The sequence below is a fragment of the Ferrovibrio sp. genome (genome assembly GCF_965278975.1).
GTDB lineage: Bacteria > Pseudomonadota > Alphaproteobacteria > Ferrovibrionales > Ferrovibrionaceae > Ferrovibrio.
Window position 1 is genome coordinate 2,848,335 of record NZ_OZ257126.1, and the last position, 13,855, is coordinate 2,862,189.

Consider the following 13,855-nt stretch of genomic DNA (forward strand, 5'->3'; position numbering starts at 1 on the left):
TGGGCAAAGCCTCACGGCCAAACCATCTCGCATCTGCGAAACGGTTTGATATCCACCGGCTTCGCACGAAGCCGTGAGAATTATTGATCATTTGGATATTTATCCTTGCCAGCCCAGGGCGGCCTCCGTAATCATTCCTGCACTCATTCGTAAGTATTGAGTCAACAACAATAAGAACCCGGTCGCGAACCGCGGCCGATACAACGGAGGAAACCCAATGACCGAGCAGCAAAAGCCGGCAGCCAAATCTGTTGCCGATACGACCAAGAGCAGCCGCCGCCGCTTTCTCAGCGGTGCGGGCATTGCCGCCGGCGCGGCCGTTGCCACGGTGGCAATGCCGAATGTCAGCCGCGCCCAGACCGTGACCCTGAAATTCCAGTCGACCTGGCCGTCGAAGGATATTTTCCACGAAATGGCCGGTGACTATGCCACCCGCGTCAACGAGATGTCGGGCGGCCGCCTGAAGCTCGAACTGCTCGCCGCCGGCTCCGTGGTGCCGGCCTTCCAGATGCAGGATGCGGTGCATAGCGGCGTGCTGGATGCCGGCCATGGCGTCAGCGCCTACTGGTACGGCAAGCACAAGGCCTTCTCGCTGTTCGGCACCGTGCCGCCCTTCGGCTGGGATGCCAACGGCGTGCTGGCCTGGATGGCCTATGGTGGCGGCTACAAGTTCTACAACGAACTGCTGCACGACATCCTGAAGCTGAACATTGTCGGTTTCATGTCGGCGCCGATGCCGTGCCAGCCGCTCGGCTGGTTCAAGAAGGAAGTGAAGACGGCGGAAGACTTCAAGAACCTGAAATACCGCACCGTCGGCCTCTCGGCGGACGTGTTCAAGGAAATGGGCGCTGCCGTCACCATCGTTGCCGGTGGCGAAATCGTGCCGGCCATGGACCGTGGCCTGCTGGATGCCGCTGAGTTCAACAACCCATCCTCCGACCGCGTGCTGGGCTTCCCCGATGTGTCGAAGGTGTTCATGCTGCAGAGCTGGCACCAGTCGGCGGAATGCTTCGAGATCATCTTCAACAAGACCAAGTTCGATGCGCTCTCGGCCGAGCAGAAGGCGGTGATCAAGTATGCCGCCGAAGCCGCTTCGTCGGATATGTCGTGGAAGGCGCTGGACCGCTACTCCCGCGATCTGCAGGAATTGCAGACCAAGGACAAGGTCAAGGTCTACACCACGCCGCGTGCGGTGCAGGATGCCCAGCTCAAGGCCTGGGATGTGGTGCTGAAGGCGCAGCGCGCAGAGCCGTTCTTCGACAAGGTGGTGAAGTCGCAGCTCGACTGGGTGCGCCGTACGGTGCGCTATGAGCTGCTCAACACCCCGAGCAAGCAGATGGCCTATAATCACACCTTCGCACCGAAGAAGGGCTGATTTAACCAGTATTCCGGTTCAGGGCGGGAGCCGTCGGCACAGCCGGCGGTTCCCGTTCTGCTACTGGGGCCCGGTTATGTATAAAAAGCGTAAAATAATAAGCGGGGAGTAACGATGAATAGGGAGAGTTTCGATGGCCGTCTGGTCTACTGGATCGACAGCCTCAATACCTGGGTGGGGAAGGTTTTCGGCTGGTGTATTCTGCTGCTCACCGCCGCCACCTGTTACGAAGTTTTCGCGCGCTATGTGCTGAAGGCGCCGACCGACTGGGCTTTCGACGCCGCTTATATCCTCTATGGCACGCTGTTCATGATGGCTGGCGCCTATACACTGGCGCGCAATGGCCATGTGCGCGGCGACTGGCTCTATCGCAGCTGGCAGCCGGCGACTCAGGCGCGGTTCGACTTGGCGCTCTACTTCCTGTTCTTCTTCCCCGGCATCATCACGCTGATCTATTCCGGATGGGATTACGCCGCGCATTCCTGGGCGATGAAGGAGCGCAGCCTGTTCAGCCCCAACGGGCCGCCGATCTATCATTTCAAGACCATCATTCCGATCACCGGCGTGCTGTTCCTGTTGCAAGGCGTAGCGGAAGTGCTGCGCTGCCTCTACTGCGTCCGCAATAATGTCTGGCCGCCACGTCTTGGCGACGTGGAGGAACTCGAACAGGTGTTGCAGAAGCAGTATGGCACCGAGAGCCAGGAGGCCAGCCGATGACCGATCCGCAGGTTGGTATCATGATGCTGGTGGCGTTCCTTTTCGCCATCGCCTTCGGGTTTCCCATTGCTTTCACCCTCATGGCCATGGGGGTCGGATTCGGCTACTACGCCATGGGTGACCATATTTTCCAGCTTTTCGTGCAGCGCACCTTCTCCGTCATGGCCAATGACGTGTTGATCTCGGTGCCATTGTTCCTGTTCATGGGCTACATCGTCGAGCGTGCCAATATCCTCGATCGATTATTCCTGAGTATCGAGTTGGCGGCGAAACACATACCCGGTTCGCTTGCCGTTGCCACCCTGCTCACCTGCGCGCTGTTTGCCACTGCCACTGGTATCGTTGGCGCCGTGGTGACGCTGATGAGCCTGCTGGCTTTGCCTTCCATGCTGCGTGCCGGCTACGACAAGAAGCTGGCAACCGGCGTGGTCTGCGCCGGTGGCTGTCTCGGCATCCTGATTCCGCCAAGCGTGCTGCTGATCCTCTATGGTGCCACGGCTGGCGTCTCGGTGGTGAAGCTGTATGCCGGTGCTTTCTTCCCGGGCCTGATGCTGGCCGGCCTTTACATGCTTTATGTGGTCGGCCGCGCTGTCCTCAATCCGCAACTGGCACCGAAGCCGCCGAAGGAAATCCTGGACGTGCCATTCACCCAGGTGATGTGGGCTTTGTTCACCTCCTTCGTGCCGCTGGCGGCGCTGATCATCTCGGTGCTGGGTGCCATTCTTGCCGGCCTTGCCACGCCGACGGAAGCGGCGGCGGTGGGTGCCGCCGGTGCCATCGTGCTGGCCATCGCCTATCGCAGCTTCAGTATCGATAAGCTTAAGGAGTCGGTATTCCTCACCGCCCGTTCGGCGGCGATGGTCTGCTGGCTGTTTGTCGGTTCGGCTACCTTCTCGGCGGTGTTCGCCTACCTGAATGGTCATGAAGTGGTGAAGGACCTGATCGATTATCTCGATCTTTCCAGCACGCAGTTCATGTTGCTGGCGCAGTTCCTGATCTTCCTGCTCGGCTGGCCGCTGGAATGGACCGAGATCATTGTCATCTTCGTGCCGATCTTCCTGCCGTTGTTGCAGCATTATGGCGTCGATCCGCTGTTCTTCGGCATCCTGGTGGCGTTGAATCTGCAAACCTCGTTCCTCACGCCACCGGTGGCGATGGCGGCCTTCTACTGCAAGGGCGTAGCGCCGAAGAATGTCTCCATTGATGAGATTTTCGCCGGCATCTACCCCTTCGTCGCCATCGTGCTGGTGGCCATGGCGCTGCTGTATTTCTTCCCGGAAATCGCACTCTGGCTGCCCGAGCAGCTTTATGGCGGGGGAGGCGGCTCCGGTTCGGAAAATGTCATCCCGGTGGATGGCTTGCCTGTAGGCGTTGAAAATAGCGGCGATCTGGCGGTGCCAGACACACCGGAAGAGGAGGGCGGCGAAGTCGCCTTGCCGGAAGAAGATTAGAGGCAATGGAACCCCGGGAGAGAATCCCGGGGTTCTTTGTTTTCCGGGGAACATTAAGCCGATTTAATCTGGCGTTCAGGTGCCATGGAGCCGGCGCTTCTTATGTTGCAAGGGACCGAACACCCCTCGGCAACAACAGGAGCTGACCCATGTCGCTGAAACGCACCCTTGCCGCCATCCTGCTCGCCAGCACCGTGCTGTCCGGCACCGGCGGCTATCTCGTCGCCCGCGCGCAATCGAATGGCGGGCCGCTGAATCTGCCGGCCGTTCCGGCGCCGGTGCAGGTGCAGGCCGCCCGGCCCGGCTTTGCCGATCTGGTGGAGAAGGTGAAGCCGGCGGTGGTGAATATCGCCACCACGGAGAAGGCGGAAGCCAGGCCGCGCCGCGCCCCCGAGCCGCCGGCCTCGATGGAGGATTTCTTCCGCCAGTTCATGGAACAGCAGCAGCGCCCGCGCGGGCCGCAGCATGCGCTGGGTTCCGGCTTCATCATCGATCCGGCTGGCTACATCGTCACCAACAACCATGTGGTGGAAGGTGCCAGCAAGATCGTGGTGACCCTGGAAGACGGCAGCGAGCATCCCGCCACCGTGAAGGGCCGCGACCCCAAGACCGATGTGGCCTTGTTGAAGATCGATGCCGCCAAGCCGCTGCCCTATGTCGCTTTCGGCAATTCCGATACGGCCCGGGTCGGCGATTGGGTGATCGCGGTTGGCAATCCGTTCGGGCTCGGCGGCTCGGTCACGGCCGGTATCCTTTCGGCGCGCGGCCGCGACCTCAACAACAGCCCCTATGACAGCTTCCTGCAAATCGACGCGCCGATCAATCCGGGCAATTCCGGCGGCCCGATCTTCGATGCGGCGGGTAATGTCATTGGTATTTCCACGGCCATTTATTCGCCGAGCGGCGGTTCTGTCGGCATCGGCTTCGGCGTGCCGGCCAACATGGCACAGCAGATCGTTGCCCAGTTGCAAGCCGGCGGCAAGGTGGAGCGCGGCTGGCTTGGCGTCAGCATGCAGCCGCTGACCGAAACGCTGGCCAAAGCGCTTGGCCGCCCGAATACCCATGGCGTGCTGGTGAATGATGTGTTGGCCGATGGCCCCGCCGCCAAGGCTGGTTTGCAGCAGGGCGATATCGTCACCGCCGTGAATGGCCGCGCGGTGCAGGATGCCCGCGATCTTGCCACCCAGGTGGCGGGGCTGAAGGCAGGCGACAATGCCAAGCTGACCTACTGGCGCGAGGGCCGCGAGAAGGTGCTGGCCGTCACCATCGGCAGCCAGCCGGCGGACCAGACGGCAGCGGCCAGCGATGCCGATGGCGGCGAGGCCAAGGTGGGCCTCAGCCTGGCACCGCTGAACCCGGAAATGCGTGGCCGGCTGGGCCTCGATAATGCCGCCAAGGGCGTCGTGGTGTCCGAGGTGACACCGAGCAGCAAGGCCGAGGATAGCGGCGTGCGGCCGGGCGACCTGATCGTCGGTATCGCCGGCAAGCCGGTGGCGACGCCTTCCCAGGCCGTGGCCGCGATCAAGGCGGCGCAGCATGAGAAGAAGGAAGCGGTGCCTCTGCTGGTGAACCGGGCCGGCACCACCTATTACTTGGCGCTCCAGCTCACCTGAACCCCGAACCCTGCGCCGGGGCGGTTGCCAAGCCGCCCCGGTGTTTTATCCTGAGCCCATGAAATTCCTGCTCGTCGAAGACAATCCCCAGGTGGCGCAGTTCGTGCGCAAGGGCCTGGCTGAATCCGGCCATGTGGCGGACCATGCCGATAATGGCCGCGATGGATTGTTTCTTGCCACCACCGAGAAATACGACGCCATCATCCTCGACCGCATGCTGCCTGGCGGCATTGATGGCCTGGGCATCATCGAGGCATTGCGCCGCACCGGCAATGCCACGCCGATCCTGATTCTCTCGGCGCTGGCCGATGTCGATGAACGCATCCGTGGCCTCAAGGCCGGTGGCGACGACTATCTCACCAAGCCTTTTGCCTATGGCGAACTGGAAGCCCGGCTACTGGCGCTGACCCGCCGCGCCCAGCCGGGCGCTGCCGACACCCAGTTGCAGGTGGCTGACCTGAGCCTCAATCTGCTCAGCCGCAAGGCGGCCAGGGCGGGCCAGCCCATTGCCTTGAAGCCGCGCGAATACAAGCTGCTGGAATATCTGATGCGTCATGCCGGGCAGGTGGTGACGCGCACCATGCTGCTGGAGAATGTGTGGGATTATCACTTCGATCCGCAGACCAACGTGATCGATGTGCATATTTCCAACCTGCGCCAGAAGATCGATGCCGGCTTCGCGCAACCGCTGTTGCATACCGTGCGTGGTGCCGGCTACCGGCTGGGGCCGGAAGCCTGATGCTGAAATACTGGCGCTCCACATCGCTGCGTGTCGCGCTGCTGTTCGCCGTGTTGTTCACCATCGGCGCCGGTTTGCTCGCCGGCCTGTTGTGGTGGAATACCGCAGGTTATCTGGACCGCGAAACCGATGCGGTAATCGCCGCTGATACCCGCGCCATCGGCGACCGGCTGCGTGATTTCGGCCTTCCTGGTGCGATACAGATGTTGCAGGAACGCGTTGCCGCCGATGCCGGGCCCAATGCCGACCGGCGCGCAATCTACCTGCTCACTGATCCGCGTCTGCGTCCGCTGGCCGGCAATGTCGATGCCTGGCCGCTGAAGATCGGCGCCGCGCCCGGCTGGTATGAGATCGAACTGGTGCATCGCGACAAGCTGCATGCCACGCGCATGCTGCATGTTGTGCTGCCGGGTAGTTTCCAGCTTCTGGTCGGGCGAGATGTGCAGGACAGGGTGCAAATCCGCAATCTGGTGCTGCGCAGCCTGGCCTGGTCCGGCCTTGCCATGCTGGCGCTGGCGCTTGCCGGCGGCTGGCTGATCCGTCGCGCCGTGCTGCATCGTGTGGAAGGCATCAACCGCACGGCTTCGGCGATCCGCCAGGGCGATCTGGCGCAGCGGCTGGAGCAGCGCGACAGTGATGATGAATTCGATCAACTGGTCGCCACCATCAACCACATGCTGGATCAGATCCAGCAGCTTGTGGAAGGTGTGCGCAATGTCTCCAATGCCATCGCCCATGACCTGCGTACGCCGCTGGCCGAGACTCGTGCGCGGCTGGAAAGTCTGCTGCGCCAGGGCGGCCAGGGAGGCGAGGAGATCGCGGCGGCGATTGCCGATATTGATCGGCTGATCGGCGTGTTCAACGCGTTGCTGCGGTTGGCCGAACTTGATTCCGGCTTGCGCCGCGCTGGTTTCCAGCCGCTTGATCCGGCCTTACTGGTGGAGGAGGCCGTTGAACTCTATACCCCCATTGCCGAGGCCAAGGGCATCGATCTGGAAGTTGAAGCGCCAGCGGGTCTGAGCATCACGGGCGATCGGCAATTGCTGGCCCAGGCCATTGGAAACCTTTTGGACAATGCGATCAAATACACGCCTGCGGGTGGGCGTATCATGGTGCGGGCCACGGCGGATGCCATCAACGTGGCCGATAGCGGCCCAGGCATGAGCGAAGCGGAGCGCAGCCGGGCGACGCAGCGTTTCTATCGCGGTGATGCGGCGCGCAGTGCCGCCGGTTTCGGCTTGGGCTTGAGCCTGGTGGAAGCCATTGCACGGCTGCATGGTGGGGCTTTGAGCCTTGAGGACAATGCGCCGGGCCTGCGCGCCGTGCTGAGATTTCTCTAGTCTTTAATCGTCATGCCCGGGCTTGACCCGGGCATCTCATTTTGGTGAGCAAAAAAAGACCCCCGGGTCGAGCCCGGGGGTGACGTATTGTGTTGTGGTTGCCGGATCAGGCGTAGAAACGCTTGCCCTGGTCGGCCATGTCGCGCAGCAGCTTCGGCGGCGTGAAGCGGGTGCCGAATTTCTGCGCCAGCTTGTCGCATTCCGCCACGAAGGGCTTGAGGCCGACGGTGTCGATGTTGCTCACCGTGCCGCCACGGAAGGGCGGGAAGCCCCAGCCCATGATCGAGCCGACATCGGCATCGCGCACGTCGATTACCACCTTTTCCTCCAGGCAGCGCGCGGTTTCGACCGACTGGATATAGACCAGCCGCTTGATCACGTCTTGCACGTCCGGCTGTTCGGCCTTCACCGGGAAGGCATCGCCGATGCCAGCCCAGAGCCGCTTCTTGCCATCGGTCGGATAATCGTAGAAGCCCTTGCCGGCCTTCTTGCCGATGCGGCCGAGCTTCTCGACCATCGTCTGTAGTACCGGCTCGGAACCGTCCGACTTGTAGGCGTCGCCGAGATCCTTCTTGGTCTGCTGCCGCACGCGGTGCATCAGTTCCATCGAGACTTCGTCGGCCAGCGCCAGCGGGCCGACCGGCATGCCGGCCATCTTGCCGGCATTCTCGATCAGCGCCGGATTGACGCCCTCGGCCAGCATGGTGAGGCCTTCGGTGACATAGGTGGCGAAGACGCGGCTGGTGTAGAAGCCACGGCTGTCGTTCACCACGATCGGTGTCTTGCGGATCTTCTTCACGAAATCCATGGCGCGGGCCAGGGTTTCGTCCGAGGTCTGCTTGCCGCGGATGATCTCCACCAGCGGCATCTTATCGACCGGCGAGAAGAAATGCAGGCCGATGAAATTCGCCGGGCGTGCCGAGGCTTCGGCCAGGCCGGTGATCGGCAGGGTGGAGGTGTTGGAGGCAAAGATGGCATCGGCGCTGAGCTGTGCCTCAGCCTTTTTGGTCACATCGGCCTTGATCGAGCGATCCTCGAACACGGCTTCCACCACCAGTTCGCAGCCCTTGAGCAGGGCGTAATCGGTGGTCGGTGTGATCAGCCCCAGTTGCGCATCGCGCGCCTCCGGCTTCAGCTTCTTGGCGGCAACGCGCTTCTCCAGCAGGCCGGCGCTGTAGGCTTTGCCCTTGTCGGCGGCTTCCTGGGTGCTGTCCAGCAGCACCACTTGCAAGCCAGCGGACGAGGCCGCGAAGGCAATGCCCGCCCCCATCATGCCGGCGCCGAGGATGCCGACCTTGGTATAGGCCTGGGTCGGCACGCCCTTCGGCCGGTTGGCGAGCTTGTTGGCTTCACCCACCGAGACGAACAGGCTGCGGATCATGTTGCGCGCGGCATCCGAACGGGCGCAGGCGATGAAGTAGCGGGTTTCGATGCGCAAAGCGGTGTCGATATCGACAATGCTGCCCTCGAACACGCAGGACATGATGTGCTGCGCCGCCGGGTAGTTGCCCATGGTCTTGGCCCGCAGCATGGCATTGCCGGCGGTGAAGGTCTGGGCGCCTGCCGGGGTGGTGCCGCCATCCTTCATGCGGTAGCCCTTCTGGTCCCAGGGCTTCACGCAATTGGCCGGGCCATCGCTGAGCAGCCATTCCTTGGCGCGCTTGAGCAGGTCGGCAGCCGGTACCACTTCGTCCAGGATGCCCATGCCGAGCGCGGTCTTGGGATCGACCTTGCGGCCTTCCAGCAGCATCGGCAGCGCGTTGCGCACGCCGATCAGGCGCGGCAGGCGCTGGGTGCCGCCGGCGCCGGGCAGCAGGCCGATGGTGACTTCAGGCAGGCCGATCAGCGCCTTCGGATTATCGGCGGCGATGCGGCGATGGCAGGCGAGGCAGATTTCCAGGCCGCCGCCCAAAGCCGTGCCGGGGATGGCGGCGACGAAGGGCTTGCCGGCCTTCTCGATGCTGCGGAACAGGGTCTGCAGGTTCATCGAGAAATCGAACATCGACTGCGCATCGACATTCTTGAACAGGTTGATCAGGTCGGCGCCGGCAACGAAATCCGGCTTGGCCGAGGCGACGATCACGCCTTTCACCGCCTTGTCGGCGATGGCCTTGTGTACCGCGTCCTTGAATTCGGCGATGGACTGCTCGTTGAGCACGTTCATCGAGCGGTCGGTCATGTTCCAGGTGATGGTGGCGACGCCGTCGCCATCAACGATGTAATCGATCATGGTATCAATCCTCAGACGCGTTCGATGATGGTGGCGGTGCCCATGCCGGCGCCGACGCAGAGCGTCACCAGCGCGGTGCTCTTGCCGGAACGTTCCAGCTCGTCCACCACGGTGCCCAGGATCATGCCGCCGGTGGCACCCAGCGGATGGCCCAGCGCGATGGCGCCGCCATTCACGTTGATCTTGTCATGCGGGATGTTCAGCGCCTGCATGAAGCGCAGCACCACCGAGGCGAAGGCTTCATTCAGTTCGTAGATATCGATATCGCCGGGTTTCATGCCGGCCAGCTTCAGCGCCTTTTCGGCGGCAAAGGACGGCCCGGTGAGCATGATGGTCGGCTCCGAGCCGATGGAAGCAAAGCTGCGGATGCGGGCGCGCGGCTTCATGCCGGTTTTCTTGCCGGCCTCGGCATTGCCGATCAACACGGCGGAGGCGCCATCCACGATGCCCGACGAATTGCCGGCATGGTGCACATGCTCGATGCGCTCCACTTCCGGGTAGCGCTGCAAGGCCACCGCGTTGAAGCCGAACTGCTCGCCCGGCATTGTGAAGGCGGGATCAAGCTGCGCCAGGGTCTGCATCGTCGTGTCGGGGCGCATATGTTCGTCATGCGCCAGGATCGGCAGGCCGTTGATATCGGTCACCGCCACGATGGATTTCTTGAAGCGGCCTTCATCCCAGGCGCGCTTGGCGCGCTTCTGGCTTTCGACGGCATAGCCATCGACGTCAGCGCGGCTCATACCGTACTTGGTGGCGATGAGGTCAGCGGAAATGCCCTGCGGCACGAAATAGGTCGGGATCGCCACCGCCGGATCGGTCGCCCAGGCGCCGCCATCGGAACCCATCGGCACGCGGCTCATGCTTTCCACGCCGCCGCCAATCGCCATCTGGCTCTGGCCGCTCATCACCTGTGCCGCCGCCATGTTGCAGGCTTCCAGGCCAGAGGCGCAGAAACGGTTGATCTGCACGCCAGCCGTGGTTTCGGCATAGCCGGACTGGATCACGGCAACGCGGGCGATATCGGCGCCCTGTTCGCCCACCGGCATGACGCAGCCCAGCACCACGTCATCGACCAGGCTGGTATCGAGTTCATTGCGGTCGCGCACGGCCTGCAACACTGTGGTGGCCAGCCGCATCGGAGTCACTTCGTGCAGCGCACCGCTGGCACGGCCCTTGCCGCGCGGCGTGCGCACGGCATCGTAGATGAAGGCTTCGGTCATCTGTTTCTCTCCCAGTAAATCGGTCTGTTGAAATTAAAACCGAACGATCGTTTGGCGGCAAGGCGCAATCTGCCGGCACGGGTGGAAAAAGCACAGCTGACGCGGGTTTACGCTGCGTCAGCCGAAATTTTCACCAGATTGAAACAGGCCAGCCTTCCCCGGACTTACCCGGGGCCCGGTTTCACAGGGTGCGGCTGATCAGTTCCTTCATGATCTCGTTGGTGCCGCCGTAAATGCGCTGCACGCGGGCATCGGCATAGGCGCGGGCGATGGGGTATTCCCACATGAAGCCGTAGCCGCCATGAAGCTGCAGGCAGCGGTCAATCACCTTGTTCTGCAGGTCGCTGCACCAGTATTTCGCCATCGCGGCGGTGGCGACATCCAGCTTGTTCTGCGCCACCAGTTCGATGCACTTGTCGACGAAGACGCGGGCCACCTGGGTCTCGGTCTTGATCTCGGCGAGCTGGAAGCGGGTATTCTGGAAATCGCCGATGGATTTGCCGAAGGCCTTGCGGTTGCGGGTGTATTCCACGGTCCATTTCAGCGCCGCTTCGCAGCCGGCCACCGACATGATGGCGATCTGCAGGCGCTCCCAGGCCAACTCCTGCATCAGCATGAAGAAGCCCTGGCCTTCGCCGCCCAGCATGTTTTCCGGCGGCACGCGCACGTCGCTGAAGAACAGTTCTGACGTATCCTGGGCGTGCATGCCCAGCTTTTCCAGGTTGCGGCCCTTGGTGAAGCCCTCGCGACCGGCTTCCACCAGGAACAGCGACATGCCCTTGGCGCCTTCCTTCGGATTGGTCTTGGTCACCACGATCACCAGATCGGCATTCTGGCCGTTGGTGATGAAGGTCTTCTGGCCGTTGATGACGAATTCATTGCCATCGCGGATCGCGGTGGTCTTCACGCCCTGGAGGTCGGAGCCGGTGCCCGGCTCGGTCATGGCGATGGCGCCGATCACTTCCCCGCTGGCCATCTTGGGCAGCCACTTCTGCTTCTGCTCTTCCGTGCCGTAATTCAGGATATACGGCGCCACGATATCGGAATGCAGCGAGAAGCCGGGGCCAGAGGCGCCGATATAGCCCTGTTCTTCCATCAGGATGGTGGAATAGAGCCGGTCGGCGCCGGAGCCGCCGTATTCCTCGGGCATGGTGGCGCAGAGAAAGCCGGCAGCACCAGCCTTCAGCCAGGCTTCGCGCGGCACGATGCCGTCCTTTTCCCACTGGGCATGATGCGGCGCGACTTCACGCTCGAAGAAGCGGCGGGCGGCATCGCGGAACTGATTATGCTCGTCCGAGAAAATGCTGCGCGGAATGGCAAACTCGGTCATTTTTTTGTTTTCCCTATTCCCTAGACTCAGGCCGCCTAACGACTGTTAGAAATTAGCCGCCTCCAGATGCATTGTCGAGCCGGCGCCCGCCTGAATCTTGGCGAGCTGTGACGCGGTATCGGGCAGCATGCGGTCCATGAAGAACTTGCCGGTAGCGAGCTTGTTCTCCAGGAAGGTCTTGTCGTCGTCATTGGCCGCCAGCTTGGCATGGGCCACCTTGGCCATGCGGCACCACATCAGGCCGATAGCGACCAGGCCGAACATGCAGAGGTAATCCCAGGAAGCCGCACCGGCCTCGTCGGGATTCTTCATGCCCTTTTCGCTGACAAAGCCAGTGGCGGTTTGCAGCCGCGCGAAGGCCTTGGCCAGCGGCATCACATAATCCTTGCCGATCTTCGGGTCGGCCATGTTGGCCTGGATGAAGCCATCCACCTGGTGGAAGAAGCGGCGGGCGAGGCGGCCGATACCAGTCGGCAGCTTGCGACCGACGAGGTCGAGCGCCTGGATGCCGTTGGCGCCTTCATAGATCATGGCGATGCGGGCATCGCGCACGAACTGCTCCATGCCCCATTCGGCGATATAGCCATGGCCGCCATAAACCTGCTGCGCCATGGTGGCCGACTGATAGCCGTATTCGGTGAGGTAGGCTTTGATCATCGGCGTGAGGAAAGCCACCAGATCGTCGGATGACTGGCGCTGCTCGGGATCGGGATGCTTGCCCGCCACATCGATCTCAAGGCCGGTCCACAAGGCCAGCGCACGGGCGCCCTCGGTGAAGGCCTTGATGCTCATCAGCATGCGCCGGATATCGGGATGCACGATCAGCGGATCGGCCGGCTTCTCCGGTGCCTTGGTGCCGGTGATTGAGCGGCCCTGGAGGCGGTCCTTGGCATAGGTGACGGCGTTCTGGTAGGCGACTTCCGCCTGGGCCAGACCCTGAATGCCGACGCCGAGGCGGGCGGCATTCATCATCACGAACATGGCCTGCATGCCTTTGTGCATCTGGCCGACCAGCCAACCCTTGGCGCCATCGTAGTTCAGCACGCAGGTGGAATTGCCGTGGATGCCCATCTTGTGCTCGATGGAGCCGACCGCCACGCCGTTGCGCTGGCCGAGCGAACCATCGCCGTTGACCAGAAATTTTGGCACCACGAACAGGCTGACACCCTTGATGCCCTCCGGGCCGCCCGGAATCTTGGCCAACACCAGATGGATGATGTTTTCCGACATATTGTGTTCGCCGGCCGAGATGAAAATCTTGGTGCCGGAGATCAGGTAGCTGCCGTCTGTTTGAGGCTCTGCCTTGGTGCGCATCAGGCCCAGATCGGTGCCGCAATGCGGCTCGGTCAGGTTCATGGTGCCGGTCCATTCGCCCGACAGCATCTTTGGCAGATAGGTGCGCTTCTGCTCGTCGGTGCCGTAGCGGTGCAGCGCCTCATAGGCGCCGTGGGTCAGACCGGGATACATGGCAAAGGCCATGTTGGCTGCCGACTGCATCTCCGCCATGGCGAAGCCGACGACATGCGGCAGGCCCTGGCCGCCATATTCCGGATCGCCGGTGAGGCCGCCCCAGCCGGCTTCGCAATACTTTTCGTAGGCTTCCTTGAAGCCGGTCGGCGTGTAGACTACGCCGTTTTCCAGCCGGCAGCCCTCGCGGTCGCCCACCTGGTTCAGCGGCTGCAGCACTTCGCTCATGAACTTGCCGCCCTCTTCGAGGATGGCGTCGATGGTGTCGCGGCTGGCTTCCTCGAAGCCGGGCATCGAGGTGTAGCTTTCCAGGTTCAGCACATCATGCAGCACGAACTGGAAGTCCTTGACCGGAGCGGTATAGGTCGGCATG

The 13,855-nt window shown here is 62.5% G+C and carries 10 protein-coding genes; 6 read left to right on the top strand and 4 right to left on the bottom strand.

Annotation, left to right across the window (positions count from 1 at the left end; all coding sequences use genetic code 11):
• The first annotated feature begins 217 nt into the window (after nucleotides 1–217).
• From ACQY7X_RS13685 to ACQY7X_RS13710, 6 genes are all read left to right on the top strand, one after another.
• Nucleotides 218–1,375, top strand: coding sequence for a TRAP transporter substrate-binding protein (locus ACQY7X_RS13685; RefSeq protein WP_428245972.1), 1,158 nt, complete (start codon nucleotides 218–220; stop codon nucleotides 1,373–1,375).
• 114 nt (nucleotides 1,376–1,489) lie between these two features.
• A complete protein-coding gene (locus ACQY7X_RS13690; RefSeq protein ID WP_428245973.1) occupies nucleotides 1,490–2,092 on the top strand; it encodes a TRAP transporter small permease subunit in 603 nt (200 codons plus the stop codon).
• The gene (locus tag ACQY7X_RS13695) at nucleotides 2,089–3,543 is read left to right on the top strand and encodes a TRAP transporter large permease (RefSeq protein ID WP_428245974.1); all 1,455 of its coding nucleotides are present in this window, start codon (nucleotides 2,089–2,091) and stop codon (nucleotides 3,541–3,543) included. The genes ACQY7X_RS13690 and ACQY7X_RS13695 overlap by 4 nt, the downstream gene beginning before the upstream one ends.
• Before the next feature lie 149 nt (nucleotides 3,544–3,692).
• Nucleotides 3,693–5,156, top strand: a complete 1,464-nt coding sequence (locus tag ACQY7X_RS13700) for a DegQ family serine endoprotease (RefSeq protein WP_428245975.1) — start codon at nucleotides 3,693–3,695, stop codon at nucleotides 5,154–5,156.
• Between the two features lie 58 nt (nucleotides 5,157–5,214).
• Entirely contained in the window at nucleotides 5,215–5,895 is a 681-nt protein-coding gene (locus ACQY7X_RS13705) for a winged helix-turn-helix domain-containing protein (protein WP_428245976.1), read from the top strand.
• Nucleotides 5,895–7,235 carry a sensor histidine kinase gene (locus ACQY7X_RS13710; protein WP_428245977.1) on the top strand — a complete coding sequence of 447 codons (1,341 nt, stop codon included), beginning with the start codon at nucleotides 5,895–5,897 and terminating at the stop codon, nucleotides 7,233–7,235. The genes ACQY7X_RS13705 and ACQY7X_RS13710 overlap by 1 nt, the downstream gene beginning before the upstream one ends.
• 106 nt (nucleotides 7,236–7,341) lie before the next feature.
• On the opposite strand, the gene ACQY7X_RS13715 is transcribed toward ACQY7X_RS13710, so the two are convergent.
• The 4 genes from ACQY7X_RS13715 to ACQY7X_RS13730 form a co-directional block, all read right to left on the bottom strand.
• Nucleotides 7,342–9,465, bottom strand: coding sequence for a 3-hydroxyacyl-CoA dehydrogenase NAD-binding domain-containing protein (locus tag ACQY7X_RS13715; protein WP_428245978.1), 2,124 nt, complete (start codon nucleotides 9,463–9,465; stop codon nucleotides 7,342–7,344).
• 11 nt (nucleotides 9,466–9,476) lie between these two features.
• Nucleotides 9,477–10,685, bottom strand: a complete 1,209-nt coding sequence (locus ACQY7X_RS13720) for an acetyl-CoA C-acetyltransferase (RefSeq protein WP_428245979.1) — start codon at nucleotides 10,683–10,685, stop codon at nucleotides 9,477–9,479.
• Nucleotides 10,686–10,866: 181 nt separating this feature from the next.
• The gene (locus ACQY7X_RS13725; RefSeq protein WP_428245980.1) at nucleotides 10,867–12,015 is read right to left on the bottom strand and encodes an acyl-CoA dehydrogenase family protein; all 1,149 of its coding nucleotides are present in this window, start codon (nucleotides 12,013–12,015) and stop codon (nucleotides 10,867–10,869) included.
• 45 nt (nucleotides 12,016–12,060) lie between these two features.
• Nucleotides 12,061–13,854 (bottom strand): acyl-CoA dehydrogenase C-terminal domain-containing protein, encoded by a 1,794-nt coding sequence (locus ACQY7X_RS13730; RefSeq protein ID WP_428245981.1) that lies wholly within the window; start codon nucleotides 13,852–13,854, stop codon nucleotides 12,061–12,063.
• Nucleotide 13,855 lies beyond the last annotated feature (1 nt).